The organism is Pseudomonas sp. RC3H12, assembly GCF_018596375.1.
In the GTDB taxonomy this organism is placed as follows: Bacteria; Pseudomonadota; Gammaproteobacteria; order Pseudomonadales; family Pseudomonadaceae; genus Aquipseudomonas.
In genome coordinates this window covers 640,779-661,663 of record NZ_CP075595.1, presented here as the reverse complement: position 1 = coordinate 661,663, position 20,885 = coordinate 640,779, and the positions used below count along the sequence as shown (strand labels likewise).

19 protein-coding genes are annotated in these 20,885 nt (G+C 63.7%); 8 read left to right on the top strand and 11 right to left on the bottom strand.

From position 1 onward, the window contains the following. Positions 1-10 precede the first annotated feature (10 nt). Positions 11-280, top strand: coding sequence for a hypothetical protein (locus KHO27_RS03120; RefSeq protein WP_102684420.1), 270 nt, complete (start codon positions 11-13; stop codon positions 278-280). Positions 281-291: 11 nt separating this feature from the next. Here the strand turns inward: KHO27_RS03120 and KHO27_RS03115 are convergent, their stop codons facing one another. The 3 genes from KHO27_RS03115 to KHO27_RS03105 form a co-directional block, all read right to left on the bottom strand. Further along, on the bottom strand, positions 292-528 hold the full coding sequence (locus tag KHO27_RS03115) for a BrnA antitoxin family protein (protein ID WP_110698011.1): 237 nt from the start codon (positions 526-528) through the stop codon (positions 292-294). Next, entirely contained in the window at positions 503-784 is a 282-nt protein-coding gene (locus KHO27_RS03110) for a BrnT family toxin (protein ID WP_214501164.1), read from the bottom strand. Before KHO27_RS03110 ends, KHO27_RS03115 begins: the two co-directional genes overlap by 26 nt. Before the next feature lie 185 nt (positions 785-969). Further along, positions 970-2,295 (bottom strand): DEAD/DEAH box helicase, encoded by a 1,326-nt coding sequence (locus KHO27_RS03105; protein ID WP_214501163.1) that lies wholly within the window; start codon positions 2,293-2,295, stop codon positions 970-972. A gap of 142 nt (positions 2,296-2,437) precedes the next feature. Here KHO27_RS03105 and KHO27_RS03100 point away from each other — a divergent pair, with 142 nt between their 5' ends. Then, complete coding sequence (locus KHO27_RS03100; RefSeq protein WP_111531810.1) at positions 2,438-3,739, top strand: mechanosensitive ion channel family protein; 1,302 nt, start codon at positions 2,438-2,440, stop codon at positions 3,737-3,739. Between the two features lie 164 nt (positions 3,740-3,903). Beyond that, positions 3,904-5,106 carry an MFS transporter gene (locus tag KHO27_RS03095; RefSeq protein WP_214501162.1) on the top strand — a complete coding sequence of 401 codons (1,203 nt, stop codon included), beginning with the start codon at positions 3,904-3,906 and terminating at the stop codon, positions 5,104-5,106. Between the two features lie 3 nt (positions 5,107-5,109). Here KHO27_RS03095 and KHO27_RS03090 read toward each other — a convergent pair whose 3' ends face one another. From KHO27_RS03090 to KHO27_RS03080, 3 genes are all read right to left on the bottom strand, one after another. Then, complete coding sequence (locus KHO27_RS03090; protein ID WP_102684417.1) at positions 5,110-5,982, bottom strand: carboxylate/amino acid/amine transporter; 873 nt, start codon at positions 5,980-5,982, stop codon at positions 5,110-5,112. Positions 5,983-6,265: 283 nt separating this feature from the next. Next, a complete protein-coding gene (locus tag KHO27_RS03085) occupies positions 6,266-6,865 on the bottom strand; it encodes an FMN-dependent NADH-azoreductase (protein WP_110698005.1) in 600 nt (199 codons plus the stop codon). Between the two features lie 109 nt (positions 6,866-6,974). Then, the gene (locus KHO27_RS03080) at positions 6,975-7,289 is read right to left on the bottom strand and encodes a 3-phosphoglycerate kinase (RefSeq protein ID WP_110698003.1); all 315 of its coding nucleotides are present in this window, start codon (positions 7,287-7,289) and stop codon (positions 6,975-6,977) included. 50 nt (positions 7,290-7,339) lie between these two features. On the opposite strand from KHO27_RS03080, the gene KHO27_RS03075 reads away from it, so the two are divergent. The 4 genes from KHO27_RS03075 to KHO27_RS03060 are packed head-to-tail and all read left to right on the top strand — an operon-like array spanning position 7,340 to position 11,524. After that, positions 7,340-8,263, top strand: coding sequence for a LysR family transcriptional regulator (locus tag KHO27_RS03075; protein WP_028693074.1), 924 nt, complete (start codon positions 7,340-7,342; stop codon positions 8,261-8,263). 13 nt (positions 8,264-8,276) lie between these two features. Further along, on the top strand, positions 8,277-9,089 hold the full coding sequence (locus KHO27_RS03070; protein ID WP_110698001.1) for an alpha/beta fold hydrolase: 813 nt from the start codon (positions 8,277-8,279) through the stop codon (positions 9,087-9,089). Beyond that, positions 9,083-9,640, top strand: a complete 558-nt coding sequence (locus tag KHO27_RS03065; RefSeq protein WP_214501161.1) for a peptidylprolyl isomerase — start codon at positions 9,083-9,085, stop codon at positions 9,638-9,640. The genes KHO27_RS03070 and KHO27_RS03065 overlap by 7 nt, the downstream gene beginning before the upstream one ends. Positions 9,641-9,691: 51 nt before the next feature. Then, positions 9,692-11,524, top strand: a complete 1,833-nt coding sequence (locus KHO27_RS03060) for an ABC transporter ATP-binding protein (protein ID WP_110697997.1) — start codon at positions 9,692-9,694, stop codon at positions 11,522-11,524. 124 nt (positions 11,525-11,648) lie between these two features. Here the strand turns inward: KHO27_RS03060 and KHO27_RS03055 are convergent, their stop codons facing one another. Beyond that, the gene (locus KHO27_RS03055; protein ID WP_214501160.1) at positions 11,649-12,776 is read right to left on the bottom strand and encodes a GNAT family N-acetyltransferase; all 1,128 of its coding nucleotides are present in this window, start codon (positions 12,774-12,776) and stop codon (positions 11,649-11,651) included. A gap of 239 nt (positions 12,777-13,015) precedes the next feature. Between KHO27_RS03055 and KHO27_RS03050 the strand changes: the two genes are divergently transcribed. Beyond that, a complete protein-coding gene (locus KHO27_RS03050) occupies positions 13,016-14,260 on the top strand; it encodes a putative porin (protein ID WP_110697993.1) in 1,245 nt (414 codons plus the stop codon). Positions 14,261-14,360: 100 nt separating this feature from the next. On the opposite strand, the gene KHO27_RS03045 is transcribed toward KHO27_RS03050, so the two are convergent. The 4 genes from KHO27_RS03045 to KHO27_RS03030 form a co-directional block, all read right to left on the bottom strand. Then, complete coding sequence (locus KHO27_RS03045; protein WP_046856652.1) at positions 14,361-15,482, bottom strand: beta-ketoacyl-ACP synthase III; 1,122 nt, start codon at positions 15,480-15,482, stop codon at positions 14,361-14,363. A gap of 217 nt (positions 15,483-15,699) precedes the next feature. Beyond that, positions 15,700-19,605: an ATP-dependent RNA helicase HrpA gene (hrpA, locus tag KHO27_RS03040; RefSeq protein ID WP_214501159.1), complete on the bottom strand. Its 3,906-nt coding sequence runs from the start codon at positions 19,603-19,605 to the stop codon at positions 15,700-15,702. Positions 19,606-19,710: 105 nt separating this feature from the next. Then, complete coding sequence (locus tag KHO27_RS03035) at positions 19,711-19,959, bottom strand: hypothetical protein (protein WP_102684407.1); 249 nt, start codon at positions 19,957-19,959, stop codon at positions 19,711-19,713. Positions 19,960-19,970: 11 nt separating this feature from the next. After that, a complete protein-coding gene (locus tag KHO27_RS03030; protein ID WP_102684406.1) occupies positions 19,971-20,468 on the bottom strand; it encodes a hypothetical protein in 498 nt (165 codons plus the stop codon). Positions 20,469-20,885 lie beyond the last annotated feature (417 nt).

Here is a 20,885-nt window from a genome sequence, read left to right as displayed (position 1 = left end):
GAACCGAAGGATGAAACCGCTACCCTGCATCCTCTGCGCGACAGCCCTGTTCTGCGCGCAGCCCATCTTGGCCTGCACACCGGAAGAGGCCACGCAGAAAAGAGAGCAACTGGCAGGCCTGGTGAGCCAGCTGACCGAGCAGAACGCTCAAAAGGCCAAGGAAATCAATGAAGAGCTTCAGCACATGGACCTCGGCACCGCCAGCAAGGACCTGCCGGACAAGTGCCAGTTGATCGACAAGCGCATCCAGGAACTTAAAGAAGCGGAAAGGAAAACCTGACGGCGCCTGGATCAGCGCCGCTGCTGGGCCTGCATGTACTGACGAAGCAACTGGTTGATGCGGGTCTGGTAGCCGGCGCCCTGTTCCTTGAACCAGGCCAGTACGTCGGCATCCAGGCGGATGGTGACCGTTTGCTTGGCGGGCACCCGCAATTCGGCACGGCAGAAGAAGTCATCGTCGAGTTCGGGGATGTCCGAGGTATCGACCGGGGCTTGGCCTTGCTCACAGCTTATGGACGGTTTCGACATAGCGCGTTACCTCAAGTCGTGTGGCTCTTCTGGCGCAAATGATGCGGATCACATCACCCTGCCGTTCGGTGTAGGCGACCACGCTGACCCAGGCATTGATCCAGCCCATGCCGATCCAGCGTGCCTCCGGGTACTCGAATCGCTCATCGCGCAGCGCCAGCATCGGCTGGCGGAACATCTCGGGCACATCGTTGAAGTCGATCCCGTGCTTGCGGATGTTGAGCTGGTTCTTTTCCTCGTCCCATTCAAATCGCACTGGACAATCGTATTTACAGCTGTACATACGCTACTCCTCCTTGGCTGCACATGCCAGAGGAGTGTGGCGGTCGGGCGACAAAATGCCCGGGCTGGAACAGGGTTTGGGAAATGGGCTACGCGCCCTGGGGAAAGAGGTGAAGCAACCCGCCACCGTTGCAGTGGCGGGCTCATTGCCGGAGGGGCTTACTCAGCCGCCGGCTTGCGCTTTTTCAGCGGCGCCAGGCCATCGGCGCTGGCCAGTGGCGCGTTGGCCTTCGGCTTGGCGGACGGCTTGCGCTTGGCGGCGCCCTTCTTGTCGGCGCCCGCCTTCTTCTCGGTCTTTTTCTTCTTGGTGCCGGCAGCCTTGCCCGACGCCTTGACCTTCTTCGGACCGTTATAGGTACCCTTGACCTCCTTGATGACGCGGCGCTCGAACTGCTGCTTGAGGTAGCGTTCGATGCTCGACATCAGGTTCCAGTCGTTGTGCGTGATCAGCGAGATCGCCAGGCCTTCGCCACCGGCACGGCCGGTGCGGCCAATACGGTGCACGTACTCGTCACCGCTGCGTGGCATGTCGAAGTTGATCACCAGGTCCAGGCCGTCGATGTCCAGGCCGCGGGCCGCGACGTCAGTGGCCACCAGCACCTTGGAGCCGCCGTCCTTGAAGCGGTCGATGGCCAACTTGCGGTCCTTCTGGTCCTTCTCGCCATGCAGGACGAACGCCTTGACCTCCTTGGCCACCAGGTGGCCGTAGATACGGTCGGCCAGGGAGCGGGTGTTGGTGAAGATGATTGCCTTCTTGTAGGTCTCGTTGGCCAGCAGCCACTGCACGATCTGCTCTTTATGCTGGTCGTGGTCGGCGGTGATGATCTGCTGGCGCGTGCCTTCGGCGAGCTGCGAGACGCTGTTGAGCATCAGGTGCTCAGGGTCTTTGAGCACCTTGCCGATGATGTCGCGCAATGCCGCGCCACCGGTGGTGGCCGAGAACAGCAGGGTCTGCTTGCGGTTCTCGCACTCTTTGCACAGGCGCTCCATGTCTTCGGCGAAGCCCATGTCGAGCATGCGGTCGGCTTCGTCGAGGATCAGTACGTCAACGTGGGACAGGTCGAGGTTGCCAGCATTGAGCTGCTCGAGCAGGCGACCCGGGGTACCGATCAGCACGTCCGGCACCTTGCGCAGCATCGCCGCCTGTTCCTTGAAGTCTTCACCGCCGGTGACCAGGCCGGACTTGATGTAGGTGAACTGCGAGAACAGCTGCACCTGCTTGATGGTCTGCTGGGCCAGCTCACGCGTCGGCAGCAGGATCAGCGCACGGATTTCCACGCTCGGCCCGCTGCGGTCGACCAGGCGGTTGAGCAGTGGCAGCACGAAGGCGGCGGTCTTGCCGCTGCCGGTCTGCGCCGTCACCCGCAGGTCACGCCCTTGCAGGGCCAGGGGAATGGCCGCCGCCTGCACCGGGGTCGGCTCGACAAATTTCAGCTCGGCCACGGCTTTGAGCAGGCGTTCGTGCAGGGCGAATTGGGAAAACACGGGGTAACCTCGGGCAAGTGCGAAAAATTCAGTTGCATAGGGTAACGTTTTCCGTGGCCAGAACCGAATTTCTTTTGGCAACTTTGCGCCGATCCACGCTCTAATAACGCTTCGTACCGCAACACAGACCGTTTCCAAGCCCATGGACATCCAACGCTTCTGGCGTGACGCCCTCGACCTCTGGGGCACGCTCGACCAACACCCCCTGCTGCACGCCGCCCTCGGCCTGGCCGTACTGCTGCTCGTCTCGCTGCTGATCGGCCGTCTGGCGCGCTTCCTGATCCTGCACTCCACCCGCCTGCTCGGCCGCCAACAGGCACTCAGGTGGCTCGACGATCTGCGCCACAACAAGGTGTTCCATCGTCTGGCCCAGACCACCCCATCGCTGGTGGTGCAGTTCGGCCTGAAGCTGGTGCCGGAGCTGTCGGCCGCCGCCCAGCATTTTCTCGGCAATGTCGCGCTGGCCGTGACGCTGCTGTTCATGACCCGCGCCCTGTCCTGCCTGCTCGACGCGCTGCTGGACATCTACGCCCGCACCGAACATGCCCGCACCCGCTCGATCAAGGGCTACATGCAGCTGGCCAAGATGATGCTGTGGATCTTTGCCGCCATCGTTATCGTCGCCACCCTGATCGACCGCTCGCCACTGTTGCTGCTGTCCGGTCTGGGCGCCATGTCGGCGGTGCTGCTGTTGGTGTACAAGGACACCCTGCTGTCGTTCGTCGCCAGCGTGCAGCTGACCAGCAACGACATGCTGCATGTCGGCGACTGGATCGAAATGCCCCAGGCCGGCGCCGACGGCGACGTGGTCGACATCACCCTGCACACGGTCAAGGTGCAGAACTTCGACAAGACCATCGTCTCGATCCCCACGTGGCGCCTGATGAGCGAGTCGTTCCGCAATTACCGCGGCATGCAGCAATCCGGTGGGCGGCGGATCAAACGCAGCTTGTTCATCGATGCCGCAGGCGTGCGTTTCCTGACCCAGGAAGAAGAACAGCGCCTGGGCCAGGTGCGTCTGCTCGGCGACTACCTGGCCGGCAAGCGCCAGGAGCTGCGCGAATGGAACGAAGCCCAGGGCCACAACGCCGGGCTGTCGGCCAACCGCCGACAGTTGACCAATATCGGTACCTTCCGCGCCTTCGCCCTGGCGTACCTGAAGAGCCACCCCAACGTGCACCCGAACATGACCTGCATGGTCCGCCAGATGCAGACCACCGCTGAAGGCGTGCCGCTGGAGATCTACTGCTTCACCACCACCACTGTGTGGGCCGAGTATGAGCGCATCCAGGGCGATATCTTCGACTACCTGTTGGCGGTGCTGCCGGAGTTCGGGCTGAGCCTGTATCAGCAGCCCAGTGGTAATGACATGCGTGCGGGGCTGGCGGCCAGGCCGCAGGCGCAACCCCAGCCGCGCGGCCTGGACGTATTGAGCGAGGCTTGACCGTCCAATCGGGGCGCCCGACCGGGCGCCCTTTGCATTGCGCCCCCAAGGCGCACTACCCTGGAGCCATCCATGACGACGTCATCACGGAAGATCGACGGCCCAATCGCCACGCCCATCCCTGACGCTCGACAGACGCCTGCCACAACCTTCGTGAGCGAGCCATGCCTCAGGACATTTCCAGCACTTCACTGCACGACACCCCGCCATCGTCTCGGCGCAAGACCCTCGCCGCCGCCAGCCTCGCCCATGGCGTGCATGACGGCCTGACCGATGTCATCTACGTGTTGCTGCCCCTCTGGCAGGTCGCCTTCGGCCTCAGCTACGCCCAGGTCGGGCTGCTGCGCGGCGCCTACGCCGGCATGATGGCGGGTTTTCAGTTGTTGGCCAGCAAAGGTGCCCGGCGCTGGGGCCGCGAGGCCCTGTTGATCCGGGGCACGACGCTGGCCGGGCTGGCCTACCTGATGGCCGCCCAGGCGAGCGACCTGAACCTTCTGCTGATCGCCCTGATGCTCGCCGGCCTCGGCGCCAGCACCCAGCACCCGCTGGCCAGCGCGCTGGTCGCTGATGCCTACGAAGGCAGCGGCAAGGTGAAGCAGGCCCTGGCCCAGTACAATTTCGCCGGAGATATCGGCAAGGCGCTGATCCCTGGCCTGGTCGGCCTGGTGCTGGTGTATGTGTCATGGCAGACCAACGCCACCGCGCTTGGACTGCTAGGCCTGGGGGCGGCAGCGGCGCTGTGGTGGCTATTGCGTCAGGCGCCACTCGCAGGGCGATCAACGCGCAAGGCCATAGCCCAAGACCGGGTTGGCTCAAGGTCGGGGCTGGCGGCGCTGATCGCCACCGGCACCCTCGACAGTGGCGTGCGCATGGGTTTTCTGACCTTCCTGCCGTTCCTGCTGCAGAGCAAGGGCGCGACGACCGCGCAAATAGGCCTGGCCCTGACATTGCTGTTCATTGGCGGCGCCTTCGGCAAGCTGTTCTGCGGCTACCTGGGCGCCCGGCTGGGGCCGGTGCGCACCGTGATCTGTACCGAGCTGCTGACCGCCGGGCTGATCCTGGTGGCACTGCTGTTGCCCTACCTGCCGTTGATGCTGGTGATGCCTCTGATCGGCGTGGCACTCAACGGCACCTCGTCGGTGCTGACCGGGCTGGTGCCGGACTTCGCCGGCAGCGAGCAGCGCGAGCGGGTGTTCGCCTGCTTCTATACCGGCACGGTCGGCGGCGGCGCGCTGGCGCCGGTGCTGATCGGCGCGATATCCGACCACACTGGGGTGGAACACGGATTGATGGCGCTGGCAGGCATGCTGCTGCTGACCCTACCGTTATGCCTGGTCGTGCACACTGGCCTGCCGCACCGGCAATGATCCTCAGGCCGCTCCCGGCAGCCTCGCGCGCTGGCCGCCCAAGCGGCTCAACCAGACCGACGCCAGGATCACCGTACCGCCAATGGCCAGGCGCCCGAGCGGTTCATCCTGGTTCCAGATCAGCAGGTTGAGCAGCAAGCCCACCGGCACATGCAGGTTGTTCATCACCGCCAGGGTGGCGCCGGAGACCAGGCAGGCGCCCTTGTTCCACCAGTACAACCCCAGCGCCGTCGGGCACAGGCCGAGGAACAACAGCACCAGCCACTGGGTGTCGGTGCTCGGCAGGTGCTGGGTATTGCCGAACAGCAGGAAGGCCGGCAACACCACCAGCAACGCGCCCAGGTAGAAATAGCCGAACCGGCGGTAGTGCGGCAGGTCACTGGGGTGGCGGGCGACGAGGTGGCGGTACAGCACCTGGCCGGCGGCGTAGGTGAAGTTGGCCAGTTGCAGCAGCAGGAAGCCGATGAAGAACTCGCCGGTGACCGTGTCGAAGCGGATCACCGCCGCGCCGGCCACCGCCACCAGGGCGGCGAGCAGCGCCCAGGGGTTGAAGCGCCGGTTCAGGGCATCCTCGATCAAGGTCACATGCAGCGGGGTGAGAATGGTGAACAGCAGTACCTCCGGCACCGTCAGCACGCGGAAGCTGAGGTACAGGCAGACATAGGTGATACCGTACTGCAGCGCACCGATCAGCAGCATCGAGCGCATGAAGCGTGGTTCGACCTGGCGCCAGCGGGTCAATGGCAGGAACACCAGGCCGGCCAGGACAACGCGGGCCAGCACGGCGAAATAGCTGTCGACATGGCCGGCCAGGTATTCGCCGATCAGGTTGAAGGAGTACGCCTGGATCAGCGCGACGATTATCAGGTAGCCCATGGTTGGCCCTCGTGGATCAAGGCGGGGACCTTAGCGGGTTGGGCCTGGGCAGTTCAACCATGGGGATTGTGGGGCTGCTGCGCAGCCCATCGCCGGCAAGCCGGCTCCCACACCGACCGCACAATTCTCAAGGACTGCGCTGTATCCATGAGCTGGCTTGTCGGCGATCAGGCCGGCACAGGATGCGCACTGTCTGCGAGCAAAAAAAGCCCGGCCATCTCTATGGCCGGGCAGGCACACCCAAAGGAGCAACAAGGTGTCAGGGTTGGGAATTCGTCGCGGCTCAGGCCACCGCGGCCAGTCTGGCCTTGGCCTGGTTCAGGCCCCTCTCGTGGAACTCGCCGCTCATGTTCAGGCCTTCGGCATGGATGAAGTCCACATCATGGATACCGATGAAGGCCATCACCTGGCGCAAGTAAGGTTCCTGGTGATCGCTGCTGGCACCGGCATGGATACCGCCGCGGGCGGTCAGCACGATGGCGCGCTTGCCGTTGAGCAGTCCCTGGGGGCCGGTCGGGGTGTACTTGAAGGTGATGCCGGCGCGCAGCACGTGGTCAAGCCAGGCTTTCAGGGTGCTGGGGATGGTGAAGTTGTACATCGGCGCAGCCATCACCAGTACGTCGGCGGCCAGCAATTCGTCGGTCAGCGCGTTGGAGCGCTCAAGTGCCTCACGCTCGGTGGTGCTGCGCTGTTCCTCGGGCTTCATCCAGCCGCCGAGCAAGTTGGCGTCCAGGTGCGGCACGGGGTTCACGGCCAGGTCGCGCACCTTGATCTCGTCGGCCGGATGCGCTGCTTGCCATTGCTGGATGAAGTCCTGGGTCAGTTGACGAGAAACGGAATCCTGCTGGCGGGCGCTGCTTTCGATGATCAGTACGCGGGACATGGGTGCCTCCATCGGCGGTAAGGGGTGGCGATTCGATGGAGGTGAGATTAGAGGTTGACCTATCGATAAAAAAGCGTAAAAAGTGGGATCAACCTATCGATTAATCTGTTTATTGCGCTTTGCAGTCAAGCACGATGCGCAGCCTGATGATCTGCCGGTTGAACTTGGCGGTGACATCCACGCTCCTGCCGGCGGGCACGTTGACCCGGCGCACCCGTGGCGCCTCGGGGCCGTTGCGGAAAATGACCTTGCACGCCGCCGGCACCTGCCCATAGTTGTTGAGGCTGATCGAGCCGATGTCGTAGGCCGTGTCGTAGGCGGTGTAGTCGACCTTGACCCCGGTCAGGTCCTTCTCCACGTCGATCGGGTAAGCCATGGCCCCGAGGGGCAGGCACAACAGCAAAGCCGCACAACATTTCTTCATACGGGCGCTCTCCTTGGGAAGAGCGCAGCTTAGGACAACAGGAGCCCTGGATGAAAGCACCGCGCGTTACCCTGGATCAGTGGCGGACCCTGCAGGCGGTGGTCGACCACGGCGGGTTCGCTCAGGCCGCCGAGGCCCTGCACCGCTCGCAATCGTCGGTGAGCTACACCGTGGCGCGCATGCAGGAACAACTGGGCGTTCCGTTGCTGCGTATCGATGGGCGCAAGGCGGTGCTGACCGAGGCCGGCAGCGTGCTGCTGCGCCGTTCGCGGCAACTGGTCAAGCAGGCCAGCCAGTTGGAAGACCTGGCCCATCACATGGAGCAGGGTTGGGAAGCCGAGGTGCGCCTGGTGGTCGACGCCGCCTACCCCAGCGCCCGCCTGGTGCGCGCCCTGGCAGCGTTCATGCCGCAGAGCCGCGGCTGCCGGGTGCGCCTGCGCGAAGAGGTGCTGTCCGGGGTCGAGGAAGTGCTGCACGAAGGCATCGCCGATCTTGCCATCAGCAGCTTCAACATCGGCGGTTACCTGGGCACCGAACTGAGTCCGGTGGAGTTCATCGCCGTCGCCCATCCCGAGCATGCCCTGCACCGCATGGGCCGCGAAATCACCTTCCAGGACCTGGAAAGCCAGCTGCAGGTGGTGATCCGCGACTCCGGTCGGGCCCAGCCGCGTGATGTCGGCTGGCTCGGCGCCGAGCAGCGCTGGACGGTGGGCAGCCTGGGTACCGCAGCCACCTTCGTCGGCAGCGGCCTGGGCTTTGCCTGGCTGCCCCGGCACATGATCGAGCGCGAGCTGCGCGAAGGCGTGCTCAAGCCCCTGCCGCTGGATCAGGGTGGCAGCCGCCATCCACTGTTCTACCTTTACTCCAGCAAGGAAAAGACCTTGGGCCCGGCCACGCAGATTCTCATCGAATTGCTGCGCAACTTCGACACCGCGCCGCTGGACGTGCCCTTCGCAGCCCCCCCGCAAGCCTGAGAGGACCGCGCCCATGGCCGTTTTCGAACAGCAAGGATGCCAGTTGCATTACGAGGAACACGGTCAGGGCGAGCCCCTGGTGCTGCTGCACGGGCTGGGTTCGAGCAGCCAGGACTGGGAACTGCAGGTGCCCGAGCTCGCCCGCCAGTACCGGGTGATCCTCATGGACATCCGTGGCCACGGGCAATCGTCCAAGCCTCGCTCGGGCTACCAGATAAAGACTTTCAGCGAGGATCTGCTGGCCTTGCTCCGTCACCTGGACACCGGCCCGGTGCACTTCGTCGGCCTGTCCATGGGCGGCATGGTCGGCTTCCAGTTCGCCGTCGACCACCCCGAGTGGCTGCGCAGCCTGTGCATCGTCAACAGCGCCCCGGAGGTCAAGCGCCGCACCCGCAGCGACTGGATCTGGTGGCTCAAGCGCTGGGGCCTGGCGCGCCTGCTCAGCGTCGAGACCGTCGGCAAGGGTCTGGCCGCACGGCTGTTTCCCAAGCCGGAGCAGGCCGAACTGCGGCGCAAGATGGCCGAGCGCTGGGCGCGCAACGACAAGCGTGCGTATCTGAAAAGCTTCGACGCCATCGTCGACTGGGGCGTACAGGAACGCATCGGCCAGATCCGCTGTCCCACCCTGGTGATCGCCGCCGACAACGATTACACACCGATACAACTGAAAGAACGTTACGTCGCCCTGATGCCCAACGCCAGACTGGCGGTCATCGACGATTCGCGGCACGCTACGCCCCTGGACCAACCTGAGGTCTTCAACCAGACCCTGCTGCAGTTCCTCGCAGCCGCTTCCACCTCTCAAGGATCATTGAGCCCATGCTGAAAAAACTTCTGCTCACCGCCTGCTCGGTCGCCTTCGCCACCAGCGTCATGGCCTCCGACAAGACCCCGCACGTGCTGCTGGACACCAGCTTCGGCCAGGTCGAAATCGAGCTGAACGCAGAAAAAGCGCCGATCAGTACCAAGAACTTCCTCCAGTACGTGGACAGCGGCTTCTACAACAACACCATCTTCCACCGTGTGATCCCTGGCTTCATGGTCCAGGGCGGTGGCTTCACCGAGCAGATGGTACAGAAGAGCACCCAGGACCCGATCCGCAACGAGGCGAGCAACGGCCTGCAGAACACCCGTGGCACCCTGTCCATGGCGCGTACCTCCGACCCGAACTCGGCCACCAGCCAGTTCTTCATCAACGTCGCCGACAACGACTTCCTCAACCCGGGCCGCGACCGTGGCTACGCCGTGTTCGGCAAGGTCACCAAGGGCATGGAGGTGGTCGACCAGATCGTCAACTCGCCTACCACCGTCAAGAAAGGCATGCGTGATGTGCCGGCCGACCCGGTGTACATCAAGTCGGCCAAACGCATCGACTGATCCCGCACCACACAGGGACGTGAGTCGGGTCGAACAGGAGTGTCGTCACCCATGCTGTACCGTCGTTTCGAGCAGTTGATCGACATCTTCCGCGAGGCGCCGAGCGAGGCGCCTCCCGGCAAGGTCTGGCCCTTCTATCTCTATTACCTGCGCCAGGTCTGGCCGAGCTTCCTCGCCCTGCTGATCGTCGGGCTGATCGCCTCATTGATCGAGGTGGCGCTGTTCAGCTACCTGAGCCGGATCATCGACCTGGCCCAAGGCACACCCAACGCCAACTTCTTCAGCGAGCACAGTGGCGAGCTGATCTGGATGCTGGTGGTGGTGCTGGTGCTGCGGCCGGTGTTCTTTGGCCTGCACGACCTGCTGGTGCACCAGACCATCAGCCCGGGCATGACCAGCCTGATCCGCTGGCAAAACCACACCTACGTGCTCAAGCAGAGCCTGAACTTCTTCCAGAGCGACTTCGCCGGGCGCATCGCCCAACGCATCATGCAGACCGGCAACTCCCTGCGTGATTCGGCGGTGCAGGCGGTGGACGCGCTGTGGCACGTGCTGATCTACGCCATCAGCGCACTGGTGCTGTTCGCCGAGGCCGACTGGCGGCTGATGCTGCCGTTGCTGGTGTGGATCGCCTGCTATATCGGCGCGCTGTACTACTTCGTGCCAAGGGTCAAGGAACGCTCGGTGATCTCCTCCGACGCACGCTCCAAACTGATGGGGCGCATCGTCGACGGCTACACCAACATCGCCACCCTCAAGCTGTTCGCCCACACCGACTACGAGCAGCAGTACGCCCGCGAGGCGATCAGCGAGCAGACCGAGAAGACCCAGCTGGCCTCGCGGGTGATCACCAGCATGGACGTGGTCATCACCTCGCTGAACGGCCTGCTGGTGGTCGCAACCACGGGCCTTGCCCTGTGGCTGTGGAGCCAGTCGCTGATCAGCGTCGGCGCCATCGCCCTGGCCACCGGCCTGGTGATCCGCATCGTCAACATGTCCGGCTGGATCATGTGGGTGGTCAACGGCATCTTCGAGAACATCGGCATGGTCCAGGACGGCCTGCAGACCATCGCCCAGCCGGTCACCGTCAGCGACAGGCCCCACGCGCCGACACTCAAGGTCAGCCGCGGCGCGGTGCGCTTCGACCATGTCGACTTCCACTACGGCAAGGGCGGCAAGGTGATCGATGCCTTGAACCTGGATATCCGCCCCGGCGAGAAGATCGGCCTGATCGGCCCGTCCGGCGCCGGCAAGTCGACCCTGGTCAACCTGCTGCTGCGCCTGTACGACATCGACAGCGGGCGCATCCTCATCGATGGCCAGGATATCGCCGAGGTCAACCAGGCCAGCCTGCGCGCGCAGATCGGCATGATCACCCAGGACACCTCGCTGCTGCACCGCTCGATCCGCGACAACCTGCTGTACGGCCGGCCGGATGCCAGTGACGAGGAAGTCTGGGAGGCTGTCCGCCGGGCACGGGCCGACGAGTTCATCCCGCAGTTGTCCGATGCCCAGGGCCGTACAGGCTTCGACGCCCATGTCGGCGAGCGCGGCGTGAAGCTCTCCGGCGGCCAGCGCCAGCGCATCGCCATCGCCCGGGTGCTGCTGAAGAACGCGCCGATCCTGATCATGGACGAGGCCACCTCAGCGCTGGACTCGGAGGTCGAAGCGGCGATCCAGGAGAGCCTGGAGACGCTGATGCAGGGCAAGACGGTGATCGCCATCGCCCACCGCCTGTCGACCATCGCCCGCATGGACCGGCTGATCGTGCTGGACAAGGGGCATATCGTCGAGAGTGGCAGCCACACCGAGCTATTGGCGCAGCGTGGACTGTATGCGCGATTGTGGCATCACCAGACAGGTGGGTTCGTCGGGGTGGACTGATACAGAAAACGGCATGGGAAAATCGGCGTGCGGGCTTGCCCCGCGATGGCGTCAGATCAGGCGACACGACAGCTTGATCTGACGCCATCGCGGGGCAAGCCCGCTCCCACGTGCCCCTTGATCTTCATGCCTGGCGATACGGCAGCATCCCGCGCGCCTCTTCGGCATACGCCCTCACCCCCGCCCGCTCCTGCAGCAGAAAATCCTCTACCGCCCGGCGCAATCCCGGATGCAGCAGGTAATGCCACGACCGCGTGATCACCGGCTCGAAGCCGCGAATCAACTTGTGCTCACCCTGGGCCCCGGCATCGAAACGCTGCAGCCCTTCGCCAATGGCGAAATCCATGCCCTGGTAGAAACAGGTCTCGAAATGCAGCCGGTCGAATTCATCCAGGCACCCCCAATACCGTCCATACAGGCTGTCACCCCCGATCAGGCTGAGCGCCATGGCCACCTCGCGCCCCTGCTGGCGGGCAATGACCACCCGGATGGCCTCGGGCATGCGCTCGGCGATCAGGCTGAAGAATTCACGGGTAAGGTAGGGCGCGCGCCGGCGCACGGCGTAGGTGTTGGCGTAACACAGGTAGACAAAATCCCACTGCGCCTCGCTCAGCTCGTCGCCCCGGTACCAGGCGAAGTCGATCCCCTGCCCCGCCACCTGTTCACGCTCCTTGCGCATCTGCTTGCGCTTGCGTGAGCTGAGGGTGTCGAGAAAGTCCTGGAAGTCCCGATAACCCCGATTGCGCCAATGGAACTGGCAACCCAGGCGTTCCATCCAGCCTGGCAGACCGGTGAGCGCCTCATCCAACGCAGTATCGGTGAAGTTGATATGCGCGCCCGACAGCCCGCCCTTGCCCAGGTACTCGGGGATGGCCTGCAACAGCAAAAGGCCATCACTCGGGTCGGCGGCCAAAAGGCGTGGGCCGCTTACCGGACTGAACGGCACTGCACCCAGCAGCTTGGGGTAGTAGGCGATACCTGCGCGCTCGCAGGCATCGGCCCAGCCATGGTCGAACACGTACTCGCCGAACGAATGCCACTTGCGGTACGCCGGCAGCAGCGCCCGGACCTCACCGTCGCGCTCCAGCACCAGGTGTTCGGCGGCCCAGCCAGTGTCAGGCACCACGCTGCCACTGTCCTCCATGGCCGTGAGGAAGGCATGGCGCAGGAACGGCTGGCCGTCGGGCGCCAGCGCGTCCCAGGTGGTCGCCGGCAGGTCGCGCAGGTGGGCAAGGCTGTGGAGGCTGATCACGTTTCCGACTCGCTGAAAAGAGAGTGCCAGTATTGCCAAGTCGACCGTGACACTCAAATGACGGCCGCTTTACTTAACAACAGTGCCACTGTTTAGACATTATTCTGTCATTCGCCCCCGCAATACTTGCGCCTGTTTTCCGGAACCCCAGAACCTGTCTAGTCAGGCCCTTTCCGAAGACATGCCAACTTGGGGGCGGGCGCTTGAGCCTCCCCACTTTTTCCAACAGGGAGAACCTTATGCGTCTTGTTTCTACACTTACCGGAGTGAGCCTCACCGGCATGATGCTGGCTCTGAGTACTCCGGCCAGTGCTGCTGTCGACGCCAAGCTGCTCGAAATGCTCCGCGCCAATGGCTCGATCAACCAGGCGCAGTACAACGAACTGCAGGGCGACCTGGCAAAGGAAACCAAGGAAAAGGCCGACCAGAAAGCCCAGTCCGAACGCATGAGCTCGTTCGAACAGAAAGTGGCGTGGGCCGCCAAGACCCAGATCAAGGGTGATGTGCGCCTGCGTTACGAAGACGTCAACGTCGACAACCCGATCTCGCGCAGTGGCAACCAGGACCGTGAGCGCGTCCGCGCCCGTGTCGGCTTCTACAGCGAGATCAACCCGCAAGTGGACGCCGGCGTGCGCGTGGCCACCGGCAGCAGCGCCGATGCCCGCTCGACCAACCAAAGCCTGGACAACTACTTCGAGAAGAAATCGCTGTGGGTCGACCTGGCCTACCTCGACTGGCACCCGACCGCCATCCCCAACCTGCACCTGATCGGCGGCAAGATGGCTCAGCCATGGGTGAGCATGGGCGACATCATCTGGGACAGCGACATCAACCCCGAAGGCGTGGCGGTCACTTACAAGACCAACCTGGGCGCCACCGAACTGTTCGGCAGTGCCGGCCACTACACCCTCAAGGACAACGTCGACGGCGACGGCGTGCAGTTCAAGCACGACGCACAGCTGTACCACGGCCAGCTGGGTGCCAAGTTCAACGCGGCCGACACCCTCAAGTTCACCGTGGGCGGCAGCATCTACGGCTACGACAACGACAAGGAGTCGACCGTCCTGCGTGCCCTGGGTAACACCACCAACGAGTTCAACCTGGTGGAAGGCTTCGGCCAGGTGGACTTCACCGGCTTTGCCATCCCGCTCTCGGCCTATGGCCAGTTCGTCAAGAACACCGAAAGTACCGACGGCAAGGACAAGGCCTGGCTGGCCGGCCTGAAAACCAAGGTCGGCGCCTGGAGCCTGGACTACAACTACCGCGACGTGCAGCGTAACGCGGTGGTCAGCGCCTTCACCGACTCCGACTTCGGCAACGGCTTCACCGGGTCGCGTGGCCACAAGTTCAAGGTCGGCTACGAGATCGACAAGAACTTCTCCCTGGGCGCGGCCTACCTGATGGCCAAGACCGACTACTCCAACCTGCCGAACAGCGATGCTGACGTAGATACGCTGCAGGTGGATCTGGAAGCGAAGTTCTAAGCAACAGGCTCCTTTACTCCACCCTGAAGCGGGAAATGCTGACCCCATCCAGCATTTCCCGCTTTTTTTGCCTGCGAAGAACGTGGGAGCGGGGCAGGCATCAATGCTTGCGCAGGATCACGCTGCCAATCGAATAACCAGCGCCGAACGAGCTCAGCACCCCCAGCGACCCCTTGGCCAGGTCATCCTGGTAGAGGTGGAAGGCGATCACCGACCCTGCCGAGCTGGTGTTGGCATAACGGTCGAGAATCACCGGTGCCTCTTGCTCGTCCACTTCGCGGCCCAACAGCTTCTTGACGATCAGGTGGTTCATGCTCAGGTTGGCCTGGTGCAGCCAGAAACGCTGGACATCGCTCGGCTGCTGGCCGTTTTCATCCAGGTGCTGGCCGATCAGTTCGGCGACCTTCGGGCAGACTTCCTTGAATACCTTGCGGCCTTCCTGCACGAACAGCTTGTCCCGCGAGCCGATACCCTCTTCCGCGGCGCGGTTGAGGAAGCCGAAGTTGTTGCGGATGTTGTTGGAAAACGCGGTCCACAGCTTGGTGCTGACAATATCGAACTGGTGCGCGGAGGTGGCCAGGTCGGCACGCTCGATCAGTACCGCGGTGGCGGCGTCACCGAAAATGAAGTGGCTGTCGCGGTCACGGAAGTTCAAGTGACCGGTGCAGATTTCCGGGCTGACCACCAGCACCGCGCGGGCCTGGCCCAACTGCACGCTGTTGGCTGCCGTCTGGATACCGAAGGTGGCCGACGAGCAGGCGACGTTCATGTCGAAGGCGAAGCCCTCGATACCGAGCGCCTGCTGCACTTCGATGGCGATGGCCGGGTACGGGCGCTGCAGGTTGGAGCAGGCGACAATCACCCCGTCGACATCGGCGGCTGTGCGCCCGGCGCGTTCCAGCGCCTGACGCGCAGCGGCAACGCCCATTTCGCAGAGAATCGACTGTTCGTCGTTGGAACGCTCAGGCAGGCGCGGTTTCATGCGCTGCGGGTCGAGGATGCCGGCCTTGTCCATGACGAAGCGGCTCTTGATGCCCGAGGCCTTTTCGATGAAGGCGGCATCGGACAGCGGCGCCGCCTCGACTTCGCCACGTTCGATGGCGGCGGCATTGTCGCGGTTGAAGCGCTGTGCCCAGGTGTTGAAGGACTCCACCAGTTCTTCGTTGGAAATGCTCTGGGCCGGGGTATACAGGCCGGTGCCGCTGATGACGACGTTGTGCACGGTCGTTCCTCTGGTCAAAGGCCATCGCCATGCGGCGCAGGCCGGGAAAAGGGCAACATAATGGCACCTTGGTACCAATTCACAGACGAGGGCTTGGCCCTCGATCACTGGCAAGCCAGCTCCCTCAGTTCAATGCGTACCCTGTGGGAGCTGGCTTGCCAGCGATGGGCCGCAAAGCGGCCCCAAATTCCGCCAAGTTTGCCACAAGTTGCAACGGTTAGGCTTCCACCTGACTCCACTGCTTGCTCAGTCGCTTGTCGGAAACCGGCACCTTGGTACCCAATTGCTGGGCAAACAACGACACCCGGTACTCCTCCAGCAGCCAGCGGTACAAGGTCAGTTGCTCATCGCGCTTGCCTTCCTGGGCATGCTTGTCGGCACGGGCCTGGTATTGCGCCCAGCAATTGGCCAGCTCGCCACTCCACACCCGGTCCTTCTGTACCTGCGACCCCAGCTTCTCCAGGCGCAGTTCCACGGCCTTGAGATACCGCGGCAATTCCTTGAACCAGGCCCCCGGCGTCTCGCGCACGAAGCCCGGATACACCAGGTTGGCCAGTTGCTGCTTGATATCGTTGAGCGCCACCGCCTGGCTCAGGTCGATCTTGCCCTTGAAGCGCTTCTGCAAGCCATGCCACAGCTTGAGCACCTCCAAGGTCAGGCGCGCCAGGCGCTCGGCATGCTCGCTCCAATTGCCACGCTTACGTTCGGCCAGCGAGGCCAGGGCCGCGCCATCACGGGGCAGCGGGTCTTCACCTTCGAGCACGCAACTGTCGAGACTGGCCAACAGGATATCCTCCACCAGTGCCTCGACCCGGCCCAATTCGCGATATAGCAGGCCCAATTCGGTCAGCCCTGGCAGCTTGCCGCGCAGGAACTTGGCCGGCTCGGCCAGCTGTTGCAGCAACAGGCGCTGCAGGGCACGTCGGTGCTGGAACTCGGCCTCGGCCTGGGTCGAGAACCGCCCCTCGCGTACCGTGCCGTTGTCTTCCACCAGTGCCGGGTACACGGTCATCGACAGCCCGGCGATCTTCTGCTGGGCGGTCTGCGCCACTTGCTCGAATACCTTGGCCTGTACCGGCTGTTCGGCTTTGTCGTTGCGCGGCAAGGCCAGGGCGGCCTGGCTGGCGGCGGCAAAACGGGCAGTCAGTTCGGCCAGGTCGCGGCCCTCGCCGAGGAACTTGCCCTGGGCATCGACCACTTCGATGTTCATGCGCAGATGGCCTTCGACCAGCCCGGTCGCTTCCGCCCAGGCCTCGTCAGACACCCGCGCCCCGGTCATGCGCAGCAGCTCATGGCCCAGTGCCTGGGGCAACGCGCCCTCGCCGAAGACCATGCGCGACAGTGCGGCCTTGACGAAGTCCGGCACCGGCACGAAGTTCTTGCGCAGGGCCTTGGGCAGGTTGCGCACCAGGGCGATGCACTTGGCCTCGAGCAGGCCCGGCACCAGCCATTCCAGGCGCTCGCCCGGCAGGTTGGGCAGCAACGGCGCCGGCACCCGCACGGTCACGCCGTCACGTGGATGGTTCGGTTCGAAGTGGTAGCTCAGCGACAGGCGCAGTTCGCCCACCTGCAAGTGATCCGGGTACTGCGCTGCGGTGACCTCGCTGGCCTCGCGGGCCAGTACGTCCTCCTCGCGCATGATCAGCAGGTTGGCGTCCTTCTGGCTGGTCATCCGGTACCAGGCATCGAAGGTCGCGGTCTGGTGGATCTCTGCGGGCAGGCGCGCTTCGTAGAAGGCGTACAGCGTTTCTTCGTCAGCGAGAATGTCGCGCCGGCGGGCCTTGGCCTCCAGCTCGTCGAGCTGCTCCAGCAGGCGCTTGTTGGCCGCCAGGCACTTGGCCCGGGACTGGATCTCACCGCCGACCAGGCCATCACGGATGAACAGCTCGCGGGAAGTGACGGGGTCGATCGGACCGAAATGCACCGGGCGGCGTCCGACCAGGATCAACCCGTACAAGGTGATCTGCTCGTAGGCCACCACCTGGCCGCGCTTCTTCTCCCAGTGCGGTTCGAAGTGGTTTTTCTTGATCAGGTGGGTGGCCAGCGGCTCGATCCAGTCGGGTTCGATCTTGGCCACCATGCGCGCATACAGCTTGGTGGTTTCCACCAGTTCGGCGGCCATCACCCATTGCGGCCGCTTGCGGCCAATGCCCGACGACGGGTGAATCCAGAACCGCCGCTGGCGTGCGCCCTGGTAGTCGCCCTCCTCGGTCTTCTGGCCGATCTGGCTGAGCAGGCCGCTGAGAATCGCCTTGTGCATGCGCTGGTAGTCGCAGGCGTCCTTGTTCATCGTCAGTTGCAGGTCGCGACAGATCAGCGCCAGCTGGCGGTGGGCATCGCGCCACTCGCGCAGGCGCAAGTAGTTGAGGAAGTTCTTGCGGCACCAGTTGCGCAGCGGGTTGGCGGTCAGCGCCTGGCGCTGTTCCTCGAAGCCGCGCCACAGGTTGACCAGCGCGGCGAAGTCGGAATCGACATCCTTCCACTGGGCGTGGGCCTGGTCGGCGGCCTGCTGACGCTCCGGTGGGCGTTCGCGAGGGTCCTGCACCGACAATGCGCTGGCGACGATCAGCACTTCCTGCAGGCTGCCCTGGCGGGCGCCTTCGAGCAGCATGCGGCCCAACCGTGGATCGATCGGCAGACGCGCCAGCTGGCGGCCCAGCGGCGTCAGCTGGTTCTCGCGATTGACCGCCGACAGCTCCTGCAACAGGTTGAAGCCGTCACTGATGGCCTTGCCATCCGGCGGCTCGATGAACGGGAAGGCATCGATGGCGCCGAGGCGCAGGTGCAGCATCTGCAGGATCACCGCCGCCAGGTTGGTGCGCAGGATCTCCGGATCGGTGAACGCCGGCCGGCCGTTGAAGTCGTCCTCGCTGTACAAGCGGATGCAGATGCCCGGCTCGACCCGGCCGCAACGGCCTTTACGCTGGTTGGCGCTGGCCTGGGACACTGCCTCAATGGGCAGGCGCTGGACCTTTGCGCGGTAGCTGTAGCGGCTGATGCGCGCGGTGCCGCTGTCTATCACGTAGCGGATGCCCGGCACGGTCAGCGAGGTTTCGGCGACGTTGGTCGCCAGCACCACGCGCCGGCCGCTGTGGGACTGGAAGATACGCTGCTGCTCGGCCGGCGACAGCCGCGCATACAGCGGCAAAATCTCGGTGTGGCGCAACTGCGCCTTGCGCAGGATCTCGGCGGCGTCGCGAATCTCACGCTCGCCGGGCAGGAACACCAGTACATCGCCCGGGCCCTTGCCCTGGCTGCGCTCGTACTGGGCGATCTCGTCGAGGCTGGCAAGGATCGCCTGGTCGACCGACAGGTCTTCCTCGACCTGGTTGCCCTCCTCATCCTGTTCGCTGGTCAGCGGGCGGTACCAGGTTTCTACAGGGTAGGTACGGCCGGACACCTCGATGATCGGCGCGCCGTCGAAGTGCTTGGAGAAGCGCTCCAGGTCGATAGTCGCCGAGGTGATGATCAGCTTCAGGTCAGGGCGGCGGTGCAGCAAGGTCTTGAGGTAGCCGAGCAGGAAATCGATGTTCAGGCTGCGCTCGTGAGCCTCGTCGACGATGATCGTGTCGTAGCGTTCGAGGAAGCGGTCGTGCTGGGTCTCCGCCAGCAGGATACCGTCGGTCATCAGCTTGACCAGGGTGTTCGAATCGCTCTGGTCCTCGAAGCGCACCTGGTAGCCCACCAGCGCCCCCAACGGCGTGCCCAGCTCCTCGGCGACCCGCGCCGCGACGCTGCGCGCGGCGATTCGCCGAGGCTGGGTGTGGGCGATCAGGCCGTGGCTGCCACGGCCCAACTCCAGGCAGATCTTCGGCAACTGGGTGGTCTTGCCCGAACCTGTCTCGCCGGCGATGACCAACACCTGGTGCTCGGCCAGGGCCTTCTTGATCTCGTCGCGCTTGGCGGCGATGGGCAGGTTGTCGTCGTAGCGAATGCTCGGCACGCTCTGCTGGCGCGCGGTGACCTGGGCGCAGGAGGCCTGGACCTTTTCCACCCACTGCGCGAGCTTGCCCTCGTCGGGGCGCTTGCGCAGCTCGTGCAATTGCCGGCGCAACCGATGGCGGTCGGCGATCATGGCGTGGTCGAGGTTCTTCAGCAGTTGGTCGATGGCGTGGTCTGTCATGGGGCTTTTTAATGATGCAGGCGAGTGCTGCTTTTTCATGATCGGCAGGCGTAAGAGGCGCGATTGTCGCAGATTTGCGAAATCGATGCTGCCTGTGCCCGCCGTTCAGTCGCGATCACGCTCGAAATAGCGGGAGCGCTTGAACAACAACGGGGTAGCAATTGCCACGAAAAAAGCTGACCAGCCAATACCATCAAGTTGCAGGAACTGTTCTTCACCCAGTTGAGTACAGGCGGTGATCCCGGTGACGTTGAACACGATGTAAAGAAAAAACCTGATGCACCTTGACCGGCATGCCCAGTCGACCAACGTGCCGACCACGAGGGCATAGCAAATACCATAAAGCACCCACATATCCGCCCCCTTCAGATAATCAACATCAGGCTGCTGGATTGGGGACCAATACCGCCTTTCACGGTTGCTGATAGCGATGCCAGTACATCCCCAGCATGAAAAGTAGGAATCTTATTCTGAATCAACCACGCCACAGCTCCGGTGACGGCGATCCCTGCGACCGCCGCCGCAGGCCCACCTGCCATTGCTAGCGCGACATCCGCCGTCGCTTTACCCGCTGCGGTACTGAAAATGCCCGAAACCCTGTACCTCTGCTGATTGAGGCTGTCCCCCTGCTGGCGAGTTAACGGCCGCGATACCGCAACCGTCATATGGCAAGGCCGTTCCCCCGCCAGCATGCGGTCATAAAGCTCCACCATCTTTTCAACGACCTTATAGTGCCCGGCATGCACGAATGGCAGCCCCGTCTGCCGGATCTGGCAACACTCCCCTGGCTGGATGATGAACTCGCTGACATCGAAGACGATCGCGTGATGTGCAACTACCTGATAAGTCCTTTGTGCTTGCATGGCTGTCCCTGTCGCTTGCCTACCCGGCAGAACTTAGCGACTTTCACCTCTGGCCCTGGCCCTGCAAATTAGCCTGGGTCCGACAAAGCTGTGGGAAGCTTCCTAAGCTCCTGCGAAGCGGTGGGCAAACCTTGCCAATGTTTAGCCCCCACCGGAATGAACGTCGCCATTCACTGCTTTAATCAACCTTAAAGGCCATGTGAGTATCCAGGGATGCTTTCCGACCCGATGATCGCCCGCCCGCTGCCCCATCCTTCGTTGCCGAAGGCCCGGGCCCGTGCCGGTGAAAATCCGTTGGTCCATATCATCCTGGCGTTCTGGGCGCTGTGGCATTGCCGCCACGCGCGCCCACCGGACACTTCGCTTACGCACCCCTGACCCGACCCGGCCACCCTTGGCCGATTGACTCAGCCTGAC